The sequence below is a fragment of the Neorhizobium sp. T25_13 genome (assembly GCF_002968675.1).
GTDB lineage: Bacteria > Pseudomonadota > Alphaproteobacteria > Rhizobiales > Rhizobiaceae > Neorhizobium > Neorhizobium tomejilense.
Genome location: NZ_PVBI01000001.1, coordinates 596,815 through 622,471, shown reverse-complemented (window position 1 = coordinate 622,471; position 25,657 = coordinate 596,815). Strand labels below are relative to the sequence as shown.

Sequence of the window (25,657 nt, the reverse complement as noted above, 5' to 3'; positions counted from 1 at the left end):
ACGTGGCCTACTCCGCCTCGCCGATATCGGCGCGCAGGACGTGGTAGTCGGATCCCCACGGCTCGTAGTTCTTCAGCCGCTTCGACAGGCCGACATACCACACGGGCGATACCAGGAAGGAGACAGGCGCATCGGCGAAGAGTTTCTGCTGGGCATCCAGCGCGATCGCCACCCGCTTTGCCGGATCGCCCTCGGCCGCAAATCGGTCGAGGATCGCATCGAAATCCGGCGAGGCGTATTTCGCATAGTTCAGCGAAGCGCCGCTTCTCAGCATCGAGTTCAGGAAAAAGGCGGTATCGCCGCTCGGGGCCGTATGCTGCGCCCAGAGCGCGATGTCGAAGTCGCCGGCCGAAGCGACCTGCTGGATGTTCTCCACCACCTGCGTATCGACCGCGATGCCGATCTTGGCGAGTTCCGCCTTGACCACCGGCAGCATGGTGACGAGATCCGGGCGCTGCGGATAGGTGATGACCAGCAGGCGCAGCGGCGTGCCGCCCTTTTCGCGCATGCCGCCGCTGCCTCTTGCCCAGCCGGCTTCGTCGAGCAGCGCGCCAGCCCTGGCAAGATCGGTCGGGCGTGCCTCCTGGCCGGCAAAGGGGAAATAGGCGGCGTAGGCACCTGTGGCCGGTTCGCCGCCATTGATCGCGGCTGCAAGCTGCTTGCGGTCGAAGGCCAGATCGATCGCCCGGCGCACCTTCACGTCAGTCATCAGCGACCGGGCGGTATTGAAGAAAGCGAGATACTGGTACCCGACCGGGAACGACTTGATCGTCAGGTCCGGGTTGGTCTTGAGCCGGCTCACGACCTCCGACGGCAAACCGAAGGCCATGTCGAGTTCGCCTGCTTCCAGCGCCAGCGTCAGGGTCTGGGCATCACCGAACTTGCGGAAATTGACCGGCGAACGCTGGTCGGCGCCGGCGAAATGCACGTTGGGCTCCAGCGAGATCGAGGCGTCCGTCTTGAAGGCGGAGATCTGGTAAGGACCGCTGAAGACGGCATTGCCGGCCTCGGTGGGCTTGTAGGCTATCAGCGGCCATTCGGCGAAGAGTGCCTGAATGAACGGCACCGGCTTTTCGGTCGTCACCTTCAGCGTCAGGTCGTTGACCGCCTCGAAGGTCAGCTTGCCGCCGGTCGCGAGCGCCGCCTTGTTGTTGGCGAACGTGGTATCGAAACCGGCTGCCAGTGCCCTGGCGGTGACGGGCGTGCCATCGGAGAACAGGCGGCCGGGTGTGAGGGTCACGGTCCAGGTCAGGTTCCCGATGCGCTCCGCCTTCACGGCCAGTTCCGGTACGAGCTTGCCGTCCCGATCGACGGTGAAGAGGTTCTCGCCGACGCCATGGCTGACCAGCGCCCAGCCGTTCGAGCCCTTGGCGGGGTCCGTGCCGCTGGTGATGTAGGTGGCACCGACGCGAAGCGGCTCGCCTGCGAAGACGGTGCCTGCGGTGGCAAAGGTGGCGGCGGTGAACCAGGCGGCGGCCAAGCGTGATAGCGTCTGCGACGTCAATTCTCTCTCCTCTTATTCTGTTCGGATGGGGTGCGAAGCCGTTGCTTGCGACCCGTTGGGTGATAGGCGAAGTTCTCGACGATCCGGCCGCCAAGCAGGTGCTCGCCGATGATCCGGTCGATCGCATCTTCGGTGACGCCGCCGTAATAGGTGCCTTCCGGAAACACCTGCAGCACGGGCGCCAGACTGCAGGGACCGAGACAGGTGGATTTTGCGGTCATCGTGCCATCGCCGGCAGCGCGCAATTTCTGCCGCTCCTGCCGGTTGCGCAGATGTCCCCAGATCACACCGGCTCCGGCCGCGTTGCAGGGACCGCCCTGACAAACGAGCACGCGGCGTTTCTGGGCCGGCACGAGGGAACCTTCGATGACAGGTGGGTTTTCGGTTTTCGGGACATCCAGCTCTTCGGCCGTCTCCAGCAGTTCGCCGAGAAGCTGCGCCATCAGCGTGCTGGAGGCGATATCCCTGGCGATGGACAAGGCCGGCCAGGGGCGGCTGTCGGCGGCCTTCCAGCGCGTCAGCGATTTCGTTAGCCAGATATGGAAGCTCGGCTCCATGGGCAGGACGAGCGGCACGATGACGACGGTTTCGACATCCTCGTCGAGCAGATTGGACAGCGCTTGGCGCAGCGAGGGGGTTCCCTGCTCGGTAAAGGCGAACCGGACGATTCCGGCCCCGGTCATGCCGGCCGCAAGCTCCGCGAGCCGCTGCATTTCCAGATGCGGCGACGCCGCAAAGGCGGATTTGGCGATCAGGAGGACGGCGCGCCCGGATACGTTCTGGGAAGATAATCCCTGTGTTTTCACTGCCTTCGTCTCACTCAAGGAGGAGGCAGCAAAAATGAAGGTTGCGGCAGGCACGATGGCCCGACGGAACCGTCATTCCTGTGGCACACCCCGACCACGGAACTTCTATCGTCAGGCAGGTCTCCTGGCTTGCGGGTCAAAGCCTTCATCGTCCGTCTTCCCGGCATTGTTGCCAGTGACATGTTGGACGAACGGCTCACCGCTCACAGTTGCGGGACAGCTCCGGTTTTGACCGGATTCCCTCTTAGCTTCCATCGCGGGATGGAAGAACCTTGACGCCGCGAACTTACACTCCCTCTGCCGACTGTCAACGGCGCCGCTTCATGCAGCATCATCGCATCAATGCGATGCGCCGGAGCCACCGACGGCAACGATCGTAAAGGGTTTTCCTTCGACGGGTATCGTACGGACCTCCTTCAGGCTCTCCGCATCGACGACGCGAACCAGCGAGTGCCGCGGATCGGTAATGACGATATGGTCGTCCGCAACGGCAAGGCGCGGCCGCGGATCACGCCAATGGCCGTCCTTGCTGTAGGGCTCGGTGACCTTGGCCTTGCGAACGATCTCGCCCTTGACCACGTCCAGCACATGAAGATCGCCGTCCTCCGTCAGGATGTAGGCATTGCGCGGCGTTGCCGGGTCCAGCAGGAAGTCGACGCGGCGGGTGGGCAGGGCGATCAGCCGGAAGTGCTCCTCGGCATCCGGATCGATCAGGACGATTTTGTCCTCGCCGTAGTTGCCGAGGAAGAACTGCATCGCCTTGCCGCCAAGCAAGGTCCCGGTGCTGCCCTTTGGCAGGTCCGTCGGGTAAGCGAACATTTCCAGCTTCGGGCCATCAATGCCGCCGGGCCGGGCAACGAGAACGCCTTCCTTGCAACCGAAGGCAACCAGCCGGGCCGAGGTGGCCTCGCCGTGAAGATCGGTGCATTTCGCGACGTCACCGAGCTGCTTGCCCGCCTCGTCGACGACCCGAAGACCGACCCTCGGCGGCAGTTCGTCGGGCTTGGTTTCGATTTCAGTGTTTGGGACCGACACGAGCACGAAACGACCCATCGTCACCGCTACGCCGTGATGCGGCTTCGTCGTGTCGACTGTCTTCACGTCAGCCCTGCCTTCGAGAAGAGCTGTTTCGTCGATGATATCCGCCTTGCCGCCTCGATCGTAAAAGAGGACCGCATGGTCGTCATGCGGGACGACGTGGAAAGGACGCTTGCCTTCGAAAGTCACGGGCAACAGCCCGACGTCGGAAACCTCCAGGTCCCGATGCTCCCCGTGATCGGAGAAATCGATGCCAGTCCTGATGACGTGCACGATGTCATGATCTGACTGGGTAACGAATACGGTCTGGCCGGACGCGCTGGCGGTCAGGGCCGCGGGACCCTTGACGTCATAGCGGCCGAGTTCCTTGCCGTTCTCGAAGTTGATGGCACGCACGACCGGGTTCGTGTGATCGCCGACAAACAGGCGCCATGCTTCCTTCGTCTCATGATCTTCATCGGCAAACGCTCCGGACGCCGCGAAGATCAGGCCTGCCGCGACAGCGCCTAGCAGGCGGCTTGTAGTGAGGGACAAATTCATGAGGTTCCTTCCTTATCGTTTGAACTTTTGTAGCGCCGAGCGCTTATCCAGCACATGGCTATGTACGTTATATCGTTACATTCAATGTTGAGAGTGTAATAACATTACATAGGTGGCCGTTGTCAATCCCTGCGATGGCGACATTTGCCTGGTTCACGCTGGTAGGGCATGCAGCCTGCGGGTTTGACGCGGCAGGACAAATGGACCTCAAAGATTGCCTGGCGGCAGTCGGCCTTGCCGTTTGAGGAAAATCCGTAGTTGCTGACATAAAACTCTTACATATCGGGAGGAAATCTGCCGTTGGCGGGCTCTGGGACTTGGCAAACGGAAGAGGACCTTCTCCGATGACGACATTGCAGCAGGTGGCGACACGAGCCGGATGTTCGTTGGCGACGGCAAGCCGGGCGCTCAGTCGCAACGGCAATGTCAGCGACCGCATGGCACGCAGAGTCCGCCGCGCCGCGGCAGAGCTAGGGTATCGGCCGATCAATTCTGCGTCCGGCAGGCCCGGGCAACGGCCGGTCGTCGGCGTACTGATCCCGAGCATCACCAATCCCGTCTTCGCCTCGTCGCTTTCCAGCATCCAGAACCGCATGCTGGTTGCCGGCCATGGCGTGCTGATCGCCCAGTCGAACTACGACCCTGCACGCGAGGCGGACGCGGTCGCCTCGCTTCTCATCGACCGGCCGACCGGGCTGATCCTGACCGTCTGCGATCCCGCCACAAGCGTTGCCCTCGCATCCTCGCTGCCGCCAACCGTGCTTCTGAACAACATGCCGACCTCGCTGTTTCCCGCCGCCGTGACCGTGGACAATCGCGGCGCCGGCCGGGAGCTGACGCAGATGCTGATCGGTCTCGGCCATCGACGCATCCTGTTCGTCTCCGGAAATTTCGCGGCCTCCGACCGCGCGCGTCGCCGGCATGAGGGTTATCGCGATGCGATGAACAAGAATGGCGTTGAACCCTTGGAAGCGGTCGAGATTTCCTTCCTCAACGGCTACGACCAACTCGATCTCAGCGTGGCGCTCGCGACCGTGTCGCCGACGGCGATCATCGCCTCCAACGATCTTCTTGCGCTTGGCGTCATCAGCGCGCTGCGGCGCGAGGGACTTTCCGTACCGCGTGATATTTCCGTGGCCGGTTTCGACGGGATCGCCATCGGACGGCTGATGGACCCGCCGCTGACGACGGTGGAGATGCCGGATGCGAGCATGGGGGCGGCGGCGGCCTCTCTGCTGCTGGACATGGCCGAGAATGCGGCGCCCGCCCGGCATCTCGACGTCGCTTATATGCTGCGCCGGGGCGGCACGGTGCGGGCAATCCGGTAAAGCTTCGTGCAAAAGGAAAACCGCCGCTTCCGATCGGAAGCGGCGGCTCGTGGTGTGGTTGGGCCGGATCGGCGCTTAGCTGCGCGGCAGCAAACCCTTCACTTCGGAAGCAGCATCCTCCAGCGCTTGCCTCGGGGTGGCCTGCTGTTCGACGATACGCGACAGGTTCTCAACGATCGCCTGGGTGACCTTGACGCCGTTGGTGCCCGGGAAGGCGTACCAGGGAACCATGCGGTCCATCTGGCTGAGGCCGGCGACGAAGAGCGGGTTTTCCTTGTAGAAATTGCCGAGATAGTCGGGCGACTTGGCGGCAAGCTCGTTGTTCGGAACGTAGCCAGTGCCCGGAACGACGACCGAGGCGCCATACGGACCGGCGGCGAACTTGGCGAACTTCCAGGCGGCCTGCTGCTTTTCGGCATTGCGGGCGAGGATGACGACGGCATTGCCGCCGGTCGGCAGCTTGCCCTTGACCGGATCGATCAGCGGGATCTGCGCGGTGCGCAGGTCGAACTTGTCGCCGACGCTCTTGATCGTGTTGCGCAGGGCGCCGGTCGTTTTGAACTCGATGCCGACCTTGCCGGCGAAGAAGGCCTGTTCGCCCGCCTGGGCGGTGAACACCGGCAGGCCGCCCTGCTTGACCATGCGGTCGAGCGTCTCGACAGCCTTCAGGCCTTCCGGTCCGGCGAACGCGACGGATTTTTCGTCGGCGCTCAGCATCTGGCCGCCGGCGCCGAACAGAAGTGCCGAGAACATCCAGTCGTCACCCTGCCAGCGGAAATCGATGCCTTCGATGCCGTTGCCGAGCGCCTTGATCTTGGCGCCGAGCGCGATGACTTCGTCCCAGGTCTTCGGCGGAACGTCCGGGTTGCCGCCGGCAGCCTTCACCAGGTCGGCGTTGTAGTACATGATCGGGTTCGACGTGGCGAAGGCAAGGCCGGCCTGCTTGCCCTTGACCTGGGCGAGCTTCAGGATGTTGTCGGAGAAGCCGAGCTTGCCCATGTCGCCTTCCTTGGCGATGAACGGAGCGAGGTCGACGGGCAGGTCGCGCTCCTGAACCATGCGCAGCCGGTTGAGGCCGATAAAGGTCAGGTCCGGCATTTCCGCCGTGCCGGCCTGGCGCATGATCAGCTGGATGCCCTCTTCATAGGTCGCCGACGGGTTGGCGAACTGGATCTTGATGTCCGGATTTTCTTCCATGAACTTCTTCGAGATCGTGTCCATCACGTCCTTGAAGAAACCCGGCATCGGATAATGCACGGTCAATGTCGTTTCGGCATGGGCCGGAAGCGACACCGTCATGGCAATCGCCGCGGCGGCGAGGATGTTGGTGAGATGCTTCATCGCATAGTCTCCTGGTTGATGCCGGTCAGCCTTTGAGACCGGTCATTGTGATGCCCTCGACGAAGCGCTTCTGTGCCAGAAGGAAAGCAGCAACGAGGGGAGTGGTGATGATCAGCGTGGCGGCCATCAGGGCGCCGTAGTCGTCGCCGGCCTCGGCGGCTCGAAAATAGAGGAGACCGAGCGGCGGCGTCGCATAGGTCTGGTTGGATACGACGATCAACGGCCAGTAGAGGTCGTTCCAGTGGGCGACGACCGAGAAGATCGCGAACGCGGTGATCGCCGGCCAGGCATTCGGCACGATCACGCGGCCGATAATGCCGAGCTCTGACATGCCATCGAGCCGGGCGGCATGTATCAGGTCGTCCGGTATCGCGCGAAAGAACTGCAGGAACAGGAAGATGCCGAAGACGGAGATGGTGAAGGGGGCAACCAGTGCGAAATAGCTGTTGAGCACGGCCAGGCGGTCGAAGGCGACATAGAGCGGCAGGGCGGTGGCATGGATCGGTACCAGCAGGCCGAGCATGACCAGCACCATCATCAGCCTTGCAGCGCGGAACTTCAGTTTCGCCATGGCATAGGCGCAGGGGATGGCGATCATCACCTGGAAAACGAAGATCAGCGCGCAGACGGCGACGCCGTTGAAAAGCAGCTGCGTCATCGAGACGCGCGTCAGCGCCTTGGCGAAGTTGGCGGCATAGGACCAGTGCTGCGGGATGAGCGACAGCGAGGAGGAGAAGATGTCGCTCTGCGCCTTGCCGGCGGTCGAAATCATGAAGACGTAGGGAGCGAGAAATATAGCCGCCCCGAAGATCAGGATCGACAGGCGGACGGCTCGCCCGAGGGTAAAGGCTGAAGCATTCATGAGTAATGCACCTGCTTGTCCTGGACGCGGTATTGCAGGAACATCAGCACCACCAGAATGATCAGGAAGACGACCGTCATCGCCGAGGCGTAGCCGACCTTCAGGTAGACAAACCCTTCCTGGTAAATGGTGAAAAGCAGCACTTCGGAAGCCTTGTTCGGCCCGCCCTCGGTCAGCGTCTTCACCGTCTCGAAGACCTTGACCGCATTGATGATGCTGATCGTGGTGACGAACAGCGTCGTCGGTCCGAGCATCGGCCAGGTGACCAGCCGGAACCGGTCGAAGACGGAGCGGGCGCCATCGACATGCGCGGCGTGATAGAGCTCGCGGGGGATTGCGGTGAGGCCGGCCAGGAACAGGACGAGATTGAAGCCGACCGATTGCCAGATGCCGATGATCGACAGGCTGTAGAGGACGGATGTCGAGGCGCCGAGCCAGTTGGGGCGCGGCAGGCCGCCGAGCGCCAGAAGCGCGTTGATCGGGCCGATCGTCGGGTGGAAGAGATATTGCCAGACCGTCGCCATCGCGACGAGCAACGAGGCGACCGGCAGGAAATAGGCGGTTCGAAAGAAGGAGCGGCCGATATTCTCGCTTTCGATCAGCATCGCCAGGCCGAGTGCCATGAAGATCGAGATCGGCGCGACGATCGCGGTATAGACCGTCGTGTTCCACAGCGAGCGGCGGAAGGTGCGATCGGTAAAGAGCTCTGTATAATTTTCGAAGCCGACGAACCGGAAACCCGTATAGCCGAGCTCGTAATCGGTAAATCCGAACAGGATCACCACCGCGACCGGCAGCAGGATAAAGACGAACAGGAGAACCATAGCCGGCAGCGACAGCACGAGCGCAGCGCGCGCCTCCTGCCGCTCCGCAGCCGAACGGGCAGGTTTTCCGATGAGGGGGAGTGCAGCAGCAACCGCGTCAGCCATGGGCCGTCTCCCGCATGACGGCAGCATCGACCGGTGTCGAGGGCAGGCGATTGCCCTCCTCTGCAAAGACGAAGAGATGGTCGGCGGAGAAGTCGAGACGCACCGGCATGCCGGCGGCAAGACCGGCGCCTTCGGCGGGCGAAAGCTTGGCGACCACCGGTTCGCCGATCGCATCCAGGCGGCAATAGAGAATGATCTCGGAGCCCAGGAACTCGATGCGGTCTATGCGTGCCGGCAGGCCCTGCTGGCCACTGCGGGAGACGCGGATGAATTCCGGCCGAATGCCGATCGTCACAGATGCGCCCGCAGCAACCGTCTCACGGGGCAATCCGACCCGGATATCGCCGAACGCTATCGTGCCATCGGCCCCGACCTGCGACGGAAAAAGGTTGATGCGCGGCTGGCCGATGAAACGAGCCACCTCGATATGCGCCGGATCGTCGTAGATCACCTGCGGCGAGGCGAGCTGCAGCAGCGAACCGCCGATCATCACCGCAACGCGGTCGGCCATGGACAGCGCTTCCGCCTGGTCATGGGTGACGTAGAGCGTCGGCACGCCGGCCCGACGGTGTAGTTCGACGATCTCGCCGCGGGCATGGACGCGCAGGTTGGCATCCAGGTTGGAAAGTGGTTCGTCCATCAGGAAGACGGAGGGGCGGCGCACCATGGCGCGGCCGAGCGCCACGCGCTGGCGCTGGCCACCGGACATCTGGCCGGGCTTGCGATCGAGCAGGTGGTCGATCTTCAGCGACACCGCCATCTCGCGCACGTCGCGCTTGATCGCCGCCACCGCCTTGCGTTGGCCGGGCATCAGCGGGCCGACCAGTGGCAGGCGCTGCGCCCGTGTCAGCTTGCGCATGACCAGCGGCACGGCGATGTTCTGCGCCGCCGTCAGGTGCGGATAAAGCGCGTAGGACTGGAACACCATGGCGATGTTGCGGTCGGCCGCCGGCACCGGCGACAGGTCGCGGTCGCCAAGCATGATTTCGCCGGCGTCGGCGCTCTCGAGGCCGGCGAGGATGCGCAGGAGCGTGCTCTTGCCGCAGCCGGAAGGGCCGACGAGGGCGATGAACTCGCCGGGACCGGCGTCAAAGCTGACGCCCTTGAGGATCGGATTGCCGGAGAACGACTTCTCGATGCCGCGAAGCGAAAGGGCGGTCATTCGACGCTCTCCGTTTGCTTGGCGCTGGTCGGATAGACTTCCTCGATGACGTCGTCGAGGACATAGGCGGTCATGCCGGGCACGGCGACGATATCGCTTTCAACGTCGTCGCTGAATTCATGCACGACCGCGCCGACCAGCCGCTCGCCCGGCATTTCGCGCACCAGTTTGTCGAGGATGAAGGCGGCAGACGGACCCCAGGTAAGCGCGGTGTTTTCGAAACGGCCCTGCCAGGCCCAGTGCAGGTGGCCGCTCGCGAAAAGCGCCACATCATGGGCGGCGATCAGGTCGTAGAGACGCTTGCGTTGCGTCGGACGGACGCTCCAGTAGCCCGTGTCGCCCTCATGCGGTTCATCGACGAACAGCGGCTTGTGGGCAAACAGCGCGATGCGGCGGCCGTGACGCTCTTCGAGGGTTTCGCGCAGCCATTCGAACTGGCCTTCCTCCTCATCGTCCTCATGACCGAGCAGGAGCGAATTGAGGCCGACGAAACGCCAGCCGTCGGTGTCTTCGAACCAACGGTCCTCTCCGACGAGGTCCCGCCAGCGGGCAAGGCGCTCGGCATTGACGGGCTGTTCGGAACCCGGCAGGTGGCCGACATCGTGATTGCCCGGCAGGATCAGCATCGGGATCGAAGTCTGCCGCATCAGGTCCATGCAGAAGGTGATATCGCCCGGCTTATCGGCGCCATCGACGGTCAGATCCCCGGTATGGATGATGAGATCGGCGCGGGTATCCTCGATCCAGGTCAGCAGCGGCGCCCAGTTGCCGTTGAAATGCGACTTCTCCGGACTGAAATGGGTGTCGGTAATCTGGATGATCTTCACGGCAACTCTCCGGTCTCGCAGGTACCTTCCGCAGGTGGGAAGGCGTTTACGGTTCCTTAGAGCGCTATCGTGTCAGGCCGGTTACAGAGTTTTCCAGCTTTCTTTCATTTCTGTCACAGGACTGTAAAACAGGCCGGCTTCCGCCTGGCGGATCGCTTCAGCGCGTCCCAAAATGCTCTCGGGCGAACAGCCTCGGTGTCTTGAACCCACGGTCCCATTTCCTAAATCACTCTGCGGTCCACGGCGAAAAGGAAAGGAGGTAGCGATGGCCAATACGTTGTTTGACAAACCGCTGTTTGTGAAAACATCTCGCTATGTTCAGGAGCTTGCCAGCCTGGAAGACGTCTTCGACTTTCTCGACGAGTGGCCGATCGACAAAAGGGGCGACACATACGAGGTGTTGTCGAAGGCTTGTCGGATGGCCGCTCAGGGCATCTTCCCCTTGCCGGCAATCCGAGAGAACGTGCGCCGGTTCCTGCTGAAGGAGCGCGTGTTGGCGAACATCGAGGAGGTGCCTCTGTTCGCAGGGCGCACGACCGACCGCAATCTCGGCTCATGAGACAGATAAAGCCCCGCAGCCGGTTCGGGTTACGGGGCTTTAGACGAACGAACTGCCCGGTCGTGTCAGCAGGAATTTGCCTGGTTGGTCGGGCTGTTCGGGTCGGAGGTAGACGCGTGGGTGCCAGCCGGCCCCGCAGTGGTGGGGCTCTTGCCGCAATTGGAGTTGCTGCTGCCGGCCGTACCTGCGCCCTGGGTGTTGGCGGTACCCGTTGCTGCCGTACCGGATGTTGCCGTGCCTCCGGCACCGGTGCCCGGGACTGCGGTCGATGTGCCGGTGCCAGAAGCGCCGGTCGAACCCGAACCACCAGTGCTGGAACCACCGCCAGCACCCTGTGCGAATGCAGAAGTAGCAAGACCGAGCACCAGAGTGCTCGCAGTGAGAAGTTTTACGATCATGAAGTGTTTCCTCTCTGTTTTTGTTACGGCCTCCTAACCGCGGGTCGTATCGAAAGTTCCCGTCACTGAACCATTCGGCACAGGCTGGAATCGTCAGAGTCGGCAGTGCGTCAGACGCACCATACGTCGCTTCCGCTATCGGAACCGTGGGGCAAGCGCTGGTGCTGGGGACGAGAACCTATGCGTCCGGATTATTCAACGGCGCGTAGCCACGGCTTTTTCGGTCCAGCCAATCAAGCCTGGATTTACCGGCCGCACGGAGATAGGCGGCGGCTTTGAGGACAAGCGGATGACGCAAATCCCGTTTTTTCAGCCAGTTCCTTGCTTTGCCGCTGTACCACCCCATCAGGGCGGTCTTTTCCGGTTCGTCGCTGTATGCGCGCGCCAGGAGTGTCAAAACTCCGTCCGAAAACTCGTAGACATCGTATTCGTAATGGTAGTCGTAGAACCCGTCGCTGTCAGGTTCGGACGCATCGATGTGATGCGAGACCTCCACCGTCATGGGCCACGCTGGAGCGCTCTGCCCACGGAGTGCGGAAATCCGCCACAGGGCCACCCGAACCGGGTAATACAGTCGTTCAATCTGGGACAAATTCACCCGCCAACAAGTTTGCCTGCAAGGCACTGCATTTTACCCAAAGCGCTCGAAACGCCGCCACGACTTTGCTTGAACGGCTCCAGGTTCAGTTCAGCCTTTTGCCGGTCCCGGTGTCGAACAGGTGCACCCTCTCGGGATTGCCCTTCACATGCATCGTCTCGCCGACCGTGATGTCGCGGTCTCGGGGGAACTCGACGGTTAGCATTTTCGAATGGCCGACTTCGACATAGCCGTAGGTCTGGCTGCCGAGCCGTTCGGCCACCATCAGTTCGCCGCTGAACCAGGCCTGTTCGGGGGAACAGGGGGTCAGTTCTTCGGGCCGAATTCCGAGCGTGACCTCCTGGCCGGCAACTGCCCTTGCGCCGGGAATGCTGCCGGTCGCCGTCTTTCCCAGAAGTTTCAGGCTTTCGCCATCGGAGGCGAGCTTCGCCGGCAGGGTGTTCATGGTCGGGCTGCCGATGAAGCGGGCGACAAACAGGCTCGACGGGTTGTGATAGAGGTCGAGCGGCTTGCCGATCTGCTCTACCACGCCGCCGTTCATCACCACGATGCGGTCGGCCAGCGTCATGGCCTCCACCTGATCGTGCGTGACATAAACCGTGGTCGCCTTCATGCGGTTGTGCAGTTTTGCGATTTCCAGGCGCATCTCGACGCGCAGCGCAGCGTCGAGGTTGGAAAGCGGTTCGTCGAACAGGAAGGCCGCCGGCTCGCGGACAATCGCACGGCCCATGGCGACGCGCTGGCGCTGGCCACCCGACAATTGTGCCGGCCGGCGATCGAGATAATCTCTGATCTTGAGGACATCGGCAGCCTGACCGACGCGGCTTTCGATTTCCCGGTCGTCGCCGCCGCGCATTTTGAGGCCGAACGACATGTTTTCCCGCACGCTCATATGCGGGTAAAGAGCGTAGTCCTGAAAAACCATGGCGATGTTGCGCTCGGCCGGCGGAAGCAGGTTGACCGTGCGGCCTTCGATATCCAGTTCGCCGCCCGAGATTTCCTCCAGCCCGGCGATCATGCGCAGCAGCGTCGATTTCCCGCATCCGGAAGGGCCGACGAGAACCAGGAATTCGCCGCTTTGGATCTCGATATTGATGTCGTGGATGACCTGCAGGGCGCCATACGACTTCCGGATCTTCTTCAACGCTATGCCAGCCACGAGGTCCTCCCAAACTTTTCAAGCTTGACGCCACTTATCGATATCAATATCGATAATGATAACTTTGGAAATGCGCAACCGGCTGGATGAGTGAGATGGCCTATTTTTCCGCTAGATCGACATCGGTTAGATCGCCCAAGGCAGGCGCCGCCTTCAATGCGTTAAAGCGCGACATCATGCTCGGAACGCTTGCGCCGGGGACCGGCCTTACGGAATTGGAGCTGGCGGCCCACTTCCAGTGCAGTCAGGGCACAGTCCGCGAGGCGCTCCTGCAGCTTCAGGAGGAAGGGCTGGTCCGTCGTCGCGGGCATCGTGGGACGCAGGTTTCCGAGTGCACGGAAGACGAGGCAATCGAGATGTTCCGGCTGCGTCAGCAGATAGAGGGCAACGGCATGGCGCGCGTCATGCGCGCTCGCAGCCGTACGCTGGTCAAGGAGCTCGATGGCCTGCTCGACAAGATGCTGCTTGCGGCCGCGGCGGGTGACGAGTTGGAGCTTGCGGCCTTCGACCGCGATTTCCATCGGCGCATCTTCGAGGATGCCAACCTGCCGGCGCTTGATCCGATCCTTCACCGCTGCCTCGTGCATAATCACCGGTTCAAGATTTCCCGCAGCCCAATGGCGCGGGATCTCGAGGCGACGGCCTTGCGGCATCGCAGCATCATCGACGCGATCGAAAGCGGTGATGCCGGGCGGGCGACCGCCGCCATGCGTCATCATATCGCGACCATCGTCGATCTCGGGCCTGAAGTTTTCCCGGAGGCGACACAGTGAACGAGCTACCTCAACTGTCGGACACACTTTCGGACGAAATGCTGGCGCTGACGCAGCGGGTTGCGGCGGAACTCGGACCTCTGCCGGATCCGACGACCCTTCCGCCGGCGGAAGGTCGTGCACAGACGCTTGCCGCCAATGTGCGATGGAATGTCAATCTGCCAGCCATGGCAAACGTCGGGGAGGTTTGGGTAGCGGACGATGCGCGCCTTGGTTCGGCCCGCTGTCGCCTCAAGGTGTTCGTGCCGCCGGATGCCGCGGATGGCGCCATCCTGTTCGTGCATGGCGGCGGCTTCGCCTTCTGCTCGCCGGAAACCCATGAGCGCTGCGCGCGGGTTCTGGCGCTGGAAAGCGGCATGCCGGTCGTGATGCCCGATTATCGGCTGGCGCCGGAAGCGCCCTATCCGGCCGGGCTCATGGATGTCGTCGCAACGCTCCGAGGCCTCTTCGAGGTGACTGCCGGCGAAGGCGTCCGCCCTGGCCCCTTGGTCATCTCCGGCGACTCGGCGGGAGCCAACATTGCTCTTGCAGCGATACTGCATGAACAGGCCGAGGGCCGACGGCTGCCGGATGCCGCGCTGCTCTTTTACGGCACTTATGCGCGTTCGTTCGAAACGGCATCTTACGTCCGTTTCGCCGAAGGCCCGGCACTCACGCGCGGAAAGATGCAGCGCTACTGGTCGTTCTATGCCGGTCAGCGCGCAGTCGAGGATGATCCGCTTGCCTGCCCCCTCACGGCGTCCGATGCGGCCTTGGTGGCGCTGCCGCCGCTTTATCTGATGGCGGCGGCGGTGGACCCGCTGCTTTCCGACACCGTGAGCCTGAGCCAGCGTCTCAGGGCTCTCGGCCGGGACGACGAGCTGCACGTCGTGCCGGGCGTCATCCACGGTTTCCTGCAGAACACCAATGAACTTTCGGCCGCGCGGGAGGCGTTGGCGGCCGCAGGCAGTGCAGCAAGGCGACTGACACAACGTCGATGACGTGAACGGATCAAGAGGAGGAGACTATGAAATTTCTGAAGACACTCGCGCTTAGCGCCGCTCTTGCGGCTTCGGCCGCATTCGGTCAGGCGAAAGCGGAAACCGTCCGCTTCTGGTACCATTTCGACAACCCGGCAAACCCGATGTCGGACCTGGTCAAGAAGTTCGAGACAGCCAATCCCGGCATCAAGATCGAAGCCGAAAACGTGCCGTGGAACAGCTACTACGACAATCTCTATACCGCGCTGGTCGGCGGCAATGCGCCTGATGCGGCGATGGTGAAGCTCTTCGCCCAGCCCCGGCTTGCGGAAATGGGCGCGCTGGAGCCGATCGGCAAGCAGCTCGACGCGTGGAAGGGCAAGGCCGACCTGCTGGACAACCTGCTCGACCTGAACAAGGGGCCGGACGGAAAGCAATATTACCTGCCTATCCAGTACGTGGTCCTTTATCTCTATTACCGGACCGATCTCTTCCAGGCGGCCGGTCTGCAGCCGCCCAAGACCTGCGAAGATTTCCGCAATGCGGCGATCAAGCTCACCAATGCGCCGCAGACCTACGGCTTCGGCTTGCGCGGCGGCAAGGGCGGCTGGGACCAATGGGGCGCTTTCGTGCTCTCCCAGGGCGCCGAGCTGAAGCCGGGTGGCCTGACCAAACCCGAGGCGATCGCCGCCAACCAATGGCTGGTGGATCTCTTCCAGAAGGACAAGGTCATTCCGCCGTCCGCGCCGAATGACGGTTTCCAGGAAATCGTCGCCGCGTTCAAATCCGGCAAGACGGCCATGACCATCCACCATATCGGTTCGTCCAAGGATCTCGTTGCGGCTCTCGGCGACAAGGTGTCCGCCGTGCCGGTTCCGAAATGCGGCAATGGTCAATGGACGTCTTACGGCGATGAGTCGCTTGCGATCTTCTCCTCGTCCTCGGTCAAGGACGCTGCCTGGAAGTGGATCTCCTTCCTGGCCGAGGGCCAGAACAACGTCGCCTTCAACGGCGCGACAGGCCAGCTGACCGTCACGAAGAGCGGCTCTGCCGACTGGAAGCTCCATGAGCGCCGTTTCGTCGAAGCGACCGTCCAATCCCTGCCGTTCGCCAGGGTGCTGCCGCAGAACTCCGCGGTCTCGGAATTCGTCAACACGGCCTGGCAGACCAACATGCAGCGGGCGTTGACCGGCCAGATCACGCCCAAGCAGATGATGGAGCAGCTGCAGACGCTGTTTGCCCAGTAAAAGTCGCCTCCGGTCCCGGCACGTCCTGTGTCGGGGCCTCTTTCCCCGCCTTGAGGCTGGATCCGCATGTCCCGATCGAACCATTCTACCGTGGAGCGCCGCACGCTGTTCCAATGGCATTCTGAGCGGCTTCTGCCGTACTGGCTGCTTGCGCCGGCTGTCGTGGTGACCCTCGTCATCGTCTTCATGCCGATGGTGCAGGCCGTCTTCACGAGCTTCTACGACTTGATCCTGTTTCGCCCCAATGCCAGCAAGTTCGTGGGCTTCGGCAACTACGTCAAGCTGTTCAACGATCCGGTCTTCTGGACGGCGTTGTGGAACACCGTCATCTGGATCGGATTGACCGTGCCATTGCAGATGGGGCTCGGGCTTGTCGCGGCCCTGCTCCTCAATCGCGAGTTTCCCTGGCGTGGGTTGGCACGGGCGCTCATCATCATTCCCTGGGCGCTCCCGAGCGTTGTGATCGCGCTGATGTGGCGCTGGATCTATGACCCTAATACGGGCGTGCTCAACGACATCCTCATCTACCTGTCGATCGTCCAGTCCGCAGTTCCGTGGCTCGCCGATCCCAACGTGGCGATCTATGCGATCATCGCCACCCTGACCTGGCAGGGTTTTCCTTTCTTCGCGGTGATGATCCTTGCCGGCCTCCAGGGTATTCCGCGCAGCCAATATGAAGCGGCGTCGATCGATGGCGCCTCCACCTGGCGGCAGTTCGTCCATATCACGCTGCCGGGCATCGCGCCGGTGCTCGCAACGGCCGGTTTGCTGCGGGTGATCTGGGTCGCCAATTCCATGGACGTTATCTTCGTGATGACCGGTGGCGGCCCGGGCTATGCCACGCACACCCTGCCGCTTTATGCCTTCATCAAGGCGCGCCAGAACCTCGATTTCGGCTACGGCACCGCGATCGCCGTCACCTTCACGATCCTGCTCGGCGCCTTCGTGGTTCTCTATCTCTCCCGTACGATGCGCGAGGTGGAACGATGAAACAAAGTGCACTTCGCCGGATCATCACCACCGACCTTCCGGTCCTGCTGATCGTCCTCTTCGCCATGACGCCCTTCGCCTGGATGATCCTGACATCGCTGACGCCGACCGCGGTGTTGAATGCCACGGGCGTGTCGCTTTCGCCACTCGGCTGGAGCCTCGACAACTACGTGCGGCTCATCGAGCAGACATCCTTCCTCAAGAACATGCTGGACAGCCTGATCATCGCCGCCGGCACGGTTGTCGTCGGGCTGATCGTCTCGGTCACGGCGGCCTATGCCTTTTCACGCTTCCGTTTTCCGGGCCGCAAACTGCTGATGCTGCAGTTCCTTCTGATCAACATGTTCCCGATCGTGCTGCTCATCCTGCCGCTCTTCGTGCTGATGCGCCGTTTCAACATCCTCGACACCCATTTCGGCCTGATCCTCGCCAATGCGACGGTGGCGATCCCGTTCGCGGTGTGGATGCTGACGAGCTATATCGGCGCCATTCCGAAGAGCCTCGACGAAGCGGCCATGACCGACGGATGCTCGCGCCTGACGGCGCTGCGCAGGATAGTCCTGCCGCTGACCATGCCGGGCATCATCTCGACCGGCATCTACATCTTCATCACCGCCTGGAACGAATATCTCTACGCGCTGACGCTCGGTGGGCGGAACGTGCGCCCGGTCACGGTCGCGATCCAGACGCTGATCGGCGAATACCAGATCGAATGGGGACTGCTGGCGGCAGGCGCAGTGGTCGGCGCAATGCCCGCGACCATCCTTTTCCTTCTCGTGCAGCGGCGCCTGATCGGCGGGCTGACCCAGGGCGCGGTCAAGGGATGAGGGCAAGGGATAAGGGCAAGGAATGGTCGGCGCAGCCGACGAAACGGAATGTAAAAGAGGACGTAACAATGAACCCCATCGGGTTGATTTCCATGCAGTATGCAAGGCCCTTCACGGCCGAGCATTTTCCGCTGTTTGCAAAGATGCGTCAGCACGGTTTTGACTTCGTGGAGCTTCTGGTCCCGGAAGCCGGCGAACTCGACATCCGTGAAACAAAGAAAGCGCTCGACGATGCCGGTCTCGGCGTCGTGCTCGCCGCCCGCGTCAACCTGCAGCGGAATCTCGCGTCGGCCGATGCCGAAGCCCGTCGTGCCGGTGTCGAATATCTGAAATATACTGCCGATTGCGCGGCAGGCCTCGGTTCAAAGATCGTCGGCGGGCCGCTGACGGGCAATCCTCTGGTATTCGGCGGTCGTGCCCCGCAGCCGGTCGACGAGGCCGAACGGCTGGCCCGCAAGGACCGTTGCGTCAAAGGCCTGAAGGAAGCCGGAGACCACGCTGCCAAAATGGGTGTTTTGCTGGCCGTCGAGCCGCTCAACCGCTTTGAAAGCGACGTTCTTTGCACCACGCAGCAGGCGATGGAACTGCTGGATGTCGTCGATCATCCAGCCGTCAAGCTGATGCTCGACACTTTCCACATGCACATGGAGGAAAGCTCGATCGCCGAGGCCATCCGGCTTGCCGGTGACCGGCTGGTGCATTTCCAGGCCAATGAAAACCACCGCGGCTTCCCAGGCACGGGTTCTACCGACTGGGTCGACGTCTGCCGGGCGCTCCACGAGATCGGCTATAAGGGGCCGGTTTCGCTGGAACCGTTCCGGCGCAACGACGACCGCTTCGGCGTGCCGTTCGCCCAATGGCGCCCGCCGCACGAGGATGAGAGCGATCGCCTCGCGGCCTCGAGCGCATTCATGAAATCCCATCTCCTGCTTACGGAATATCGTCGATGACTTTGAAAATCGGTTGGATCGGTTGCGGCGTTCATGCAACCCAGATGCTGCTTCCCCAACTCGTGCGCCATGACGTCGAGATCGTCGCGCTGTGCGATATCGACGGCAAACGCCTGAAGGACGCCGGCCGGCAATTCGGCGTTGCCAACCTGACGACGGACGCGCAGGCCCTGCTTTCGACCCGCGGCATCGATGCGGTCGGGATGGCCGTCGGCCCGGATCAGCACCTCGCCTTCGGCAAGGCGGCGCTCGAACGAGGCTTGCCTGTCTTCATGGAAAAGCCGCCATCGGGTTCCGCCGCCGGGGCGCGGGAACTTCTGGCCGCTTCGGAAAAGGCGAACAAGCCGCTGCTGCTCGGCTTCATGAAGCGCTATTCGATCGGCAACCGCATGGCGGCTAACATCGTCAAGTCCGGCCGCTTCGGGGAGGTGTTCGGCTTGACCGGTTATTACATGACGGCACCGGGCTATTTCGCCGGCAATGTCGATTACACCGGCTTTTTCCTGCATCACTGCGTTCATTACATGGATCTGGCGTCCTTTCTGGTATCGCCGGTTCGTTCGATCTCGACGCGCAAGGTGGAGAAAGCTCCGGGCCGGCTGCTGTTCCATGTCGCCTTCGAGTTCGAATGCGGAGCGATCGGCAACATTGCCATGGGTACGATCCAGTCACGCGGCACGCCGGTCGAGCGGATCGAGCTGATGGGTGACCACCAGCGCATCGAGGTGGAGGACGTGATCGAAATCCGCTGGCATCGCAATCCGCCCTTCAAGATCGATGACCTGGGCGCTACGCTGAAGGAAGACTGCGACACGCTGACGTGGAAACCGAACTTCACCGCGGCAGCCAACGAGGATCCGAAGGGTTACCATTCGCTGCTGGCCGATGTGGTTCCCGCGCTCGGGGGCGCGACGACTCCCGCGCCGACGATCGCCGATGGCGTGATTGCCATGGAGCGTCTGGAAACGGTTCGGCGCGAGCTCGCGCTTTGAGGAGGATCCGGCCCCGATTTGCCGTCGTCAGGCAAGTTTGCGCCACTTCATGAATACCGGCAGTCGGGCCGCAAAGCAGGTCCTGCGGGTGTGTCCGCAGGACCTGCCGGTAACGGAACGGCGTTGGTCAGATTTTGGCACGTTCGCCCGCTTCCTTGAGCGAGGCGAACTTCATCGTCACGCTCTTCAGATTGTCATCCAGCCATTTGGCCATGGCGATCTCTTCCTCAAGATTGCTTTTCAGCGCCGGCGCCAGTCCCGGAAAGCCGCCATGTTCGGCGATGGTGATGAGCGACTTGTAGGCGGCGATCTCGTAATTCTCGAAGGCGAAATTGGCGAGCGAGTTCTTGATGATTTCGTCGCCTGCAACGCTGTGTCCCATCGCCGCCATGCTGCCGGTGAGGGACAATGCCATGTCCTTCAAGCTCGAATGATCTTCCGCCAAGCTCTTGAGAACTTCCTCGATCCTGGCGATCTGACCCTCCGTTTCACGGATATGCTGCTCGAGCCGCGCCGCCACCTCCGGATAGTTTTCGATCCGCGAGACCTGCGGCTTCATGATCGACAGAGCCTGGTTTTCCATGGCGTGCGCGTTCTTGAGGCCGGTCACGAAGATGGAGCGGGTTTCGGATGTATCTGCCATCGCATTTCCTCTTTGGTTGTGTGGGACCCACTAACTGAGAGAAGGAGCGATAGTTCCAGGGCGCTCACCGGTGCCCGAGGGACCTCAAAGGCGAAAAATGGCATTTTGTAAAATGAAAACCTCTATGGGCTATAGCGCCGCTACGGTGGCCCGATCTCGCGCCGCGTTCTCAAAAGACCCTGAAAGAAAAGGTAAAGCTCGCCGAGCGCTGTTCCCCCGCTCGCAGCACGAAAAGTCCTGAATCACTGCCAAGCGGAAAACCGAAGGCGCCGGCAACGTGCGATACGGGTTCGATGCAGACATAGTCCGCGGTGCGGTGAGCGACGAGGTGTTTCAGTTCCGGCCCGGCCGTCAATGCGGCCTCGATGCCTCCGTTGGTGACAACCGCGGCCCGCTGCCAGTCCGAAAGAAAAAGAGTATGGGGCTCGTTCGGCAGCATTCTCACACTCCGCGCTTCAGATCGGGTTCCGTCTGGAACGCCCGCATCACCTGGCGGCCAGATCTTGCCGGCATCGCAGGATGCCGGCTTGTCGAGATCAGCCGCAAAATACGGATGCCAGCCAAATCCGCCGGGCATGGAGGCCTGTCCGGTATTGGTCATTGAAAGTTCGATATCGAGCCGGTCGTCGCCCAGCACGAAGCGCTGTACGGCGCGGAAGTCGAAGGGCCAGTCCGGATCGGCGCGGTAGTCCAGCACCAGTTCGATCCGATCGGCACTGAGCGAGGCCACCTGCCAGGCGCGGCGATGGGCCGGGCCGTGCTGGGCATCGGTCCGAAGCGCCGGGTGCGGCAGAACTTCATGACGCTTGCCGTCATGCAGGAAAGCCGCACCGAGGAGCTTGTTGTGATAGGGAAACAGCGGATAGGCGCCGGCCTTCGGCCAGTTCAGCGGCTCGAACGCCGGACCGGCGGTCGGCACGAGAATATCGCCCAGCCGGTCATGGACGAGATGCGTCATCCGGCCGCCGTTTTCAGGCAGGAAACGGGCCGCAAGCGGCCCGCTTCGAATGCTTGGCCAATCCTTCTCCGTCATTTCAGGCGAAGGCATAGGACCCGTCCGGCCGCTTCGGCACGCGACGCTGCCAATGGACGTAGCCGTCCTCCTGCATCGCCTTTTCGTCCATCTCGACACCCCAGCCGGGACGGTCCGGGCGAAGCTCGAGATAACCGTCCTTCGGCAGGTAGGGATCGGCGACGTAACGCGCCGATGCTTCCCGGGTCTCGACCTCAGTCCCGCCATAGACGTAGGCCTGGCCCGTCGGCAGGCGGTATTCGAGGATCTTGAAATTCTGCTGGGCGGCCGAGAAATGCACGTTGACCGCGGTTGCCAGAGGTCCCATCGGGTTGTGCGGGGCCACGCCGACATAAAAGGCCTCGGCAAGCGTCGCGATGCGGCGCATTTCCGAAAGCCCGCCGACGACGCAGATGTCCGGCTGGATCAGATCCGCGCCCTTCACCTGCAGCAGACGCAGGAATTCGTAGCGGCTGTAGAGGCTTTCGCCCGTCGCCAGCGTGCATTCAAGCCCCTGCTTGAGTTCGCCCCATGCCTCGATGTTTTCCGGCCGGAGCGGCTCCTCGTAGAACAGCGGATCGTAAGGTGCGAGTGCGTTGCCGAGCTGCCGGGCGGCGGCGGGCTCGTAGATCTTGGCATGCGCGTCGAAGGCGATCTCGTAGTCGTCGCGGACCGTCTCGCGGAGCTGGCGGAAGTAGTCCGCGGACGCCTTCACCACATTGCCCCAGCGGTTGGTATGCATATCGATCCGCCAGGGGCTGAGCTTGAACGCGGTGAACCCCCAGCCTTCGTTCAGGCGGTCGAATTCGTCGCGCGCCGCCGGTGCGTCCGGCGCGGTGTAGACGCCGGCATAGACCTTGATCTTGTCGCGCACCTCGCCGCCGAGAAGCTTGTAGACGGGCAGGCCCGCAGCTTTGGCGGCCAGGTCCCAGAGGCAATGGTCGAGGCCGGCGATCGCCGCAAGCCCCATGGCGCCGGGAGGAAACCGGCTCTGCTGGATCATCAGATTGACGAGGTAGTCCACCCGCGTCGGGTCCTGGCCTGCAACAAAGCCGTAAAGATAGTCGAGAAGCGGCGGCAGCGCCTTGTCCGGCCCGTGGTTGTAGCATTCGCCCCAGCCGGTCAGGCCGTCGTCGGTATCGAGCGCGACGATGACACGCGGGCGGTCCTTGTCGCGGGTCATGAAAACCCGCATCCGGTCGATCTTCATCTAATGTGTCCTTACTTGCCGAAATACTGCCGACGCGACACACGCGTCTGCACATAGAGATGTTCGCCCCAGGTGCCCGGCGCATAGGCGCCGCTATCCGGCTGAACCTGTACGGAAAGATTGCCCTGGCTCGGGTAGCGGGCAACGAATTCCTCGTCGATATCGCAGCCCAGTCCCGGCGCGTCCGGCACCACGATCAAGCCATTTTCCTGGACCGGATGCGGCACGATCACGCTCTTGCGCCCCTCCCAGTCGTCGTCGAGGCGTTCCAGGATCAACGCATTCGGGATCGCGGCCATCAAATGCAGAGCGGCATATTCGGCGACCGGCCCGAGCGAGCCGGAATGCGGCGCGAACTGGATGTGGTGCGCCTCCGCCATGGCGGCAATCTTCTTCATCTGGGTAATGCCGCCGGCACGTCCGGTATCCGGCTGGATGATGTCGACCAGTTCCTTCTCGATCAGCTCGCGCTCACCGAAAATCGTGGCGCTGCGTTCGCCGGCGGCAAGTGGCACATGCGCTGCATCGCGGATGCGGCGGTAGCCGTCTACGTTCTCCGGCGCGATCGGGTCTTCCACCCACATCAGCTCATAAGGCTCGAGCTTGCGCACCAGCCGGCAGGCATCGGCGGGCGTCATCCATGGCGCACCGTGAAGGTCGATGGCGATATCCATCTCGTCGCCGACCGCCTCGCGCAGCGCGGCGACCTTTCGGACTGGATCGGAAACGCCGCCGCATTTGATCGCCTTGATGCCGCGGCTCTTCACGGCAAGCGCCTGTTCCACGGTATTGGCATGCGAATAGATCGGAATATGGTCGCGAACCTTGCCGCCGAGCAGGTTCCAGACTGGCACGCCGAGCGCCTTGCCCTTGATGTCCCAGAGCGCCATGTCGATGCCGGTCATGGCACCGCCGCCGACCGTGCCGAGCATGCCGTGGCCCATCATGGCGATCATCATCTTCTGCCACAGCTTTTCGATATGCGTCGGGTCCTCGCCGATCAGGAGCGGCGCGAGATCCTTGATCGCCGTCTCGATGACGCGCGGCCAGCCGGAGCATTCGCCGATGCCGGTAATCCCCTCGTCGGTATCGATCTTCAGGAACAGCCAGTTGCGGGTGCCGCCGAAATAACCTCGTTCGGACGATCCCGGACCGGAAGAAGCAGGTGCGTCGTCGGACGCCCATTTCGAACGGTGCGGCTGGCCCACATGCATGAGAAAGGTGCGGATTCCTGTGATCTTCATCGCACAGAACTTCTATTCTTGACGTTGCTGGGATCGATGTGGGGGCTTGGCTCGATGTACCGGAACCGCTTGGAGCGATCGCGATCGCGGGGATCCGGCCGGGGGATGGCCGAAATCAATGCCTGCGTGTAGGGGTGATCAGGATTGTTGCAGACCTTGTCCGCTTCGCCGACTTCGACGAGCCGGCCGCGATACATGACGCCGACCCGGTCGCACATGTAGCGAATGACGCCGATATCGTGGCTGATGAAGATGTAGGCGAGCTTGAGCTCGTCCTGCAGCCGCATCAGGAGATCCAGCACCTGGAAGCGCACCGAGACGTCGAGCGCCGAGGTCGCCTCGTCCGCCACGATGATGCGCGGATTGAGCGTGATCGCCCGCGCGATGCCGATGCGCTGGCGCTGGCCGCCGGAAAAGGCGTGCGGGTAGCGTTCTCGCCCTGCCGGGTCGAGGCCGACCTGATCCATCAGGTGGCAGACCCGCTCGTCGAGTTCCTTGCCCTTCGACAGGCCGTTGACCAGCAGCGGCTCGCCGATCACCTGCGCCACCGTCATGCGCGGGTTGAGCGAGCCGAACGGGTCCTGGAAGACCATGCGCAGCTCTCGACGGGCGGCTTTCAGTTCTCTTCCCTCAAGCCTGGCGAGATCGACCACCCTGCCATCGGCGCGGCGGTAGTGCATCTCGCCGGATGCCGGATCGTAGAGCCGCATGATCGAGCGGCCCAGGGTCGTCTTGCCGGAACCGCTTTCGCCCACGATGCCGAGCGTCTCGCCGGGCAGGAGAGCGATCGAGACGTCGTTCAGGGCCTTCATCTCCCCGAAATGCATGGAGAGGTTGCGGATGTCGAGGATCGGTTCGGCGGACGTGTCGAGCGGCGGCCGCGCGAGGCGGATTTCCGCCTTCTGCTCCAGCTTCAGCACGGAACCGATGAGCATCTTCGTATAGGGATCCTTCGGCGTATGGAAAATCTGGTCGACCGGCCCGTATTCCTTGATGACGCCGTGATGCATGACCAGCACGTCGTCGGCAATCTGTGCCACCACGCCCATGTCGTGGGTGATGAACAGCACCGCCATTCCGGTCGTCTGCTGCAGGCGCTTGATCAAGTCGAGGATTTCCGCCTGGGTCGTCACGTCGAGCGCGGTGGTCGGCTCGTCGGCGATCAGCAGCTGCGGCTTGCACGCAAGCGCCATGGCGATCATGGCGCGCTGGCGCATGCCGCCGGAATACTGGAAGGCGTAGCGGTCGAGCGCCTGTTCCGGATTGGGGATTTCCACCTGCCGGAGCAGTTCGGCGGCTTCCTTGCGGGCCTGCGCCTTGCTCATGTTCAAATGCAGGCGCAGCACTTCGGTAATCTGGTCGCCGACGGTGTGCACCGGCGAAAGCGACGACATCGGCTCCTGGAAGATCATCGCGATGTCGCGGCCGCGGACGGCGCGGATCGCCTTGCTGCGCGGATCAAGCCTCGCCAGGTCGACCGAAGTGCCGTCCTGGCGGTTGAGGATGATCGAACCGGAGGCGATGCGGCCGGGCGAGTCGATGATCTGCAGGATCGAGCGGGCGGTGACGGATTTGCCGGAACCGCTTTCACCGACCACGCACAGGGTCTTGCCGGGTTCGATCGAAAACGAAATGTCGTTGACCGCCTTGAAGATGCCGGTGCGAAGCGGAAACTCCGTCACCAGGTTCTTCACGTCGAGCAGCGTCTTGCCCGCTGCCATCGAAGGACGGGGCGTGATGGATAGGATATCGGTCATCC

Annotated in this window: 25 protein-coding genes and 1 riboswitch; of the genes, 9 read left to right on the top strand and 16 right to left on the bottom strand. The window is 62.5% G+C overall.

The annotated features are described in order from the left end of the window. Nucleotides 1-7 precede the first annotated feature (7 nt). The 3 genes from C5J22_RS02960 to aztD form a co-directional block, all read right to left on the bottom strand. The gene (locus C5J22_RS02960) at nucleotides 8-1,504 is read right to left on the bottom strand and encodes an ABC transporter substrate-binding protein (protein ID WP_105437081.1); all 1,497 of its coding nucleotides are present in this window, start codon (nucleotides 1,502-1,504) and stop codon (nucleotides 8-10) included. Continuing rightward, nucleotides 1,501-2,310 (bottom strand): (2Fe-2S) ferredoxin domain-containing protein, encoded by an 810-nt coding sequence (locus tag C5J22_RS02955; RefSeq protein WP_245440273.1) that lies wholly within the window; start codon nucleotides 2,308-2,310, stop codon nucleotides 1,501-1,503. Before C5J22_RS02955 ends, C5J22_RS02960 begins: the two co-directional genes overlap by 4 nt. A gap of 96 nt (nucleotides 2,311-2,406) precedes the next feature. Beyond that, nucleotides 2,407-2,600, bottom strand: a riboswitch (cobalamin riboswitch). A 49-nt stretch (nucleotides 2,601-2,649) separates the two neighbouring features. Next, nucleotides 2,650-3,888, bottom strand: a complete 1,239-nt coding sequence (gene aztD, locus C5J22_RS02950; RefSeq protein ID WP_105437080.1) for a zinc metallochaperone AztD — start codon at nucleotides 3,886-3,888, stop codon at nucleotides 2,650-2,652. 344 nt (nucleotides 3,889-4,232) lie between these two features. Between aztD and C5J22_RS02945 the strand changes: the two genes are divergently transcribed. After that, a complete protein-coding gene (locus C5J22_RS02945) occupies nucleotides 4,233-5,216 on the top strand; it encodes a substrate-binding domain-containing protein (protein WP_105437079.1) in 984 nt (327 codons plus the stop codon). A gap of 75 nt (nucleotides 5,217-5,291) precedes the next feature. Here C5J22_RS02945 and C5J22_RS02940 read toward each other — a convergent pair whose 3' ends face one another. Genes C5J22_RS02940 through C5J22_RS02920 form a run of 5 tightly spaced genes read right to left on the bottom strand, consistent with a single transcriptional unit; the run spans nucleotide 5,292 to nucleotide 10,337 of the window. Continuing rightward, complete coding sequence (locus tag C5J22_RS02940; RefSeq protein ID WP_105437078.1) at nucleotides 5,292-6,557, bottom strand: ABC transporter substrate-binding protein; 1,266 nt, start codon at nucleotides 6,555-6,557, stop codon at nucleotides 5,292-5,294. Nucleotides 6,558-6,582: 25 nt separating this feature from the next. Further along, nucleotides 6,583-7,419 (bottom strand): carbohydrate ABC transporter permease, encoded by an 837-nt coding sequence (locus C5J22_RS02935; protein ID WP_105437077.1) that lies wholly within the window; start codon nucleotides 7,417-7,419, stop codon nucleotides 6,583-6,585. Continuing rightward, nucleotides 7,416-8,348, bottom strand: a complete 933-nt coding sequence (locus tag C5J22_RS02930; protein ID WP_105437076.1) for a carbohydrate ABC transporter permease — start codon at nucleotides 8,346-8,348, stop codon at nucleotides 7,416-7,418. The genes C5J22_RS02935 and C5J22_RS02930 overlap by 4 nt, the downstream gene beginning before the upstream one ends. After that, on the bottom strand, nucleotides 8,341-9,510 hold the full coding sequence (locus C5J22_RS02925) for an ABC transporter ATP-binding protein (RefSeq protein ID WP_105437075.1): 1,170 nt from the start codon (nucleotides 9,508-9,510) through the stop codon (nucleotides 8,341-8,343). Before C5J22_RS02925 ends, C5J22_RS02930 begins: the two co-directional genes overlap by 8 nt. Further along, nucleotides 9,507-10,337 (bottom strand): metallophosphoesterase, encoded by an 831-nt coding sequence (locus C5J22_RS02920; protein WP_105437074.1) that lies wholly within the window; start codon nucleotides 10,335-10,337, stop codon nucleotides 9,507-9,509. The genes C5J22_RS02925 and C5J22_RS02920 overlap by 4 nt, the downstream gene beginning before the upstream one ends. 265 nt (nucleotides 10,338-10,602) lie before the next feature. Between C5J22_RS02920 and C5J22_RS02915 the strand changes: the two genes are divergently transcribed. Then, nucleotides 10,603-10,896: a DUF982 domain-containing protein gene (locus C5J22_RS02915; protein WP_046665512.1), complete on the top strand. Its 294-nt coding sequence runs from the start codon at nucleotides 10,603-10,605 to the stop codon at nucleotides 10,894-10,896. Nucleotides 10,897-10,961: 65 nt separating this feature from the next. Here the strand turns inward: C5J22_RS02915 and C5J22_RS30980 are convergent, their stop codons facing one another. The 3 genes from C5J22_RS30980 to C5J22_RS02905 form a co-directional block, all read right to left on the bottom strand. Then, a complete protein-coding gene (locus C5J22_RS30980) occupies nucleotides 10,962-11,294 on the bottom strand; it encodes a hypothetical protein (protein WP_172746502.1) in 333 nt (110 codons plus the stop codon). Between the two features lie 178 nt (nucleotides 11,295-11,472). Next, nucleotides 11,473-11,796, bottom strand: a complete 324-nt coding sequence (locus C5J22_RS02910; RefSeq protein ID WP_105437073.1) for a hypothetical protein — start codon at nucleotides 11,794-11,796, stop codon at nucleotides 11,473-11,475. A gap of 181 nt (nucleotides 11,797-11,977) precedes the next feature. Further along, nucleotides 11,978-13,051 carry an ABC transporter ATP-binding protein gene (locus tag C5J22_RS02905; RefSeq protein ID WP_105437072.1) on the bottom strand — a complete coding sequence of 358 codons (1,074 nt, stop codon included), beginning with the start codon at nucleotides 13,049-13,051 and terminating at the stop codon, nucleotides 11,978-11,980. Nucleotides 13,052-13,146: 95 nt separating this feature from the next. Between C5J22_RS02905 and C5J22_RS02900 the strand changes: the two genes are divergently transcribed. The 7 genes from C5J22_RS02900 (at nucleotide 13,147) to C5J22_RS02870 (ending at nucleotide 19,789) form a co-directional block, all read left to right on the top strand. Next, on the top strand, nucleotides 13,147-13,824 hold the full coding sequence (locus tag C5J22_RS02900) for a GntR family transcriptional regulator (RefSeq protein WP_105437071.1): 678 nt from the start codon (nucleotides 13,147-13,149) through the stop codon (nucleotides 13,822-13,824). Beyond that, nucleotides 13,821-14,804 (top strand): alpha/beta hydrolase, encoded by a 984-nt coding sequence (locus tag C5J22_RS02895; protein WP_105437070.1) that lies wholly within the window; start codon nucleotides 13,821-13,823, stop codon nucleotides 14,802-14,804. Before C5J22_RS02900 ends, C5J22_RS02895 begins: the two co-directional genes overlap by 4 nt. Before the next feature lie 26 nt (nucleotides 14,805-14,830). Further along, a complete protein-coding gene (locus C5J22_RS02890; protein WP_046665517.1) occupies nucleotides 14,831-16,030 on the top strand; it encodes a sugar ABC transporter substrate-binding protein in 1,200 nt (399 codons plus the stop codon). A 66-nt stretch (nucleotides 16,031-16,096) separates the two neighbouring features. Continuing rightward, on the top strand, nucleotides 16,097-17,020 hold the full coding sequence (locus C5J22_RS02885; protein ID WP_105437069.1) for a carbohydrate ABC transporter permease: 924 nt from the start codon (nucleotides 16,097-16,099) through the stop codon (nucleotides 17,018-17,020). Beyond that, entirely contained in the window at nucleotides 17,017-17,847 is an 831-nt protein-coding gene (locus C5J22_RS02880; protein WP_105437068.1) for a carbohydrate ABC transporter permease, read from the top strand. Before C5J22_RS02885 ends, C5J22_RS02880 begins: the two co-directional genes overlap by 4 nt. Before the next feature lie 68 nt (nucleotides 17,848-17,915). Continuing rightward, nucleotides 17,916-18,797, top strand: coding sequence for a sugar phosphate isomerase/epimerase (locus C5J22_RS02875; RefSeq protein ID WP_105437067.1), 882 nt, complete (start codon nucleotides 17,916-17,918; stop codon nucleotides 18,795-18,797). Next, complete coding sequence (locus C5J22_RS02870) at nucleotides 18,794-19,789, top strand: Gfo/Idh/MocA family protein (RefSeq protein WP_105437066.1); 996 nt, start codon at nucleotides 18,794-18,796, stop codon at nucleotides 19,787-19,789. Before C5J22_RS02875 ends, C5J22_RS02870 begins: the two co-directional genes overlap by 4 nt. 127 nt (nucleotides 19,790-19,916) lie before the next feature. Here C5J22_RS02870 and C5J22_RS02865 read toward each other — a convergent pair whose 3' ends face one another. The 5 genes from C5J22_RS02865 to C5J22_RS02845 all read right to left on the bottom strand — a co-directional run bounded on the left by C5J22_RS02865 (nucleotide 19,917) and on the right by C5J22_RS02845 (nucleotide 25,655). After that, nucleotides 19,917-20,432, bottom strand: coding sequence for a ferritin-like domain-containing protein (locus C5J22_RS02865; RefSeq protein WP_105437065.1), 516 nt, complete (start codon nucleotides 20,430-20,432; stop codon nucleotides 19,917-19,919). A gap of 169 nt (nucleotides 20,433-20,601) precedes the next feature. Further along, a complete protein-coding gene (locus C5J22_RS02860) occupies nucleotides 20,602-21,480 on the bottom strand; it encodes a galactose mutarotase (RefSeq protein ID WP_105437064.1) in 879 nt (292 codons plus the stop codon). Continuing rightward, nucleotides 21,467-22,654: a galactarate dehydratase gene (locus tag C5J22_RS02855; protein ID WP_037086004.1), complete on the bottom strand. Its 1,188-nt coding sequence runs from the start codon at nucleotides 22,652-22,654 to the stop codon at nucleotides 21,467-21,469. Before C5J22_RS02855 ends, C5J22_RS02860 begins: the two co-directional genes overlap by 14 nt. An 11-nt stretch (nucleotides 22,655-22,665) precedes the next feature. Further along, a complete protein-coding gene (locus C5J22_RS02850) occupies nucleotides 22,666-23,898 on the bottom strand; it encodes a mandelate racemase/muconate lactonizing enzyme family protein (protein WP_105437063.1) in 1,233 nt (410 codons plus the stop codon). After that, on the bottom strand, nucleotides 23,895-25,655 hold the full coding sequence (locus C5J22_RS02845; protein WP_105437062.1) for an ABC transporter ATP-binding protein: 1,761 nt from the start codon (nucleotides 25,653-25,655) through the stop codon (nucleotides 23,895-23,897). The genes C5J22_RS02850 and C5J22_RS02845 overlap by 4 nt, the downstream gene beginning before the upstream one ends. Nucleotides 25,656-25,657 lie beyond the last annotated feature (2 nt).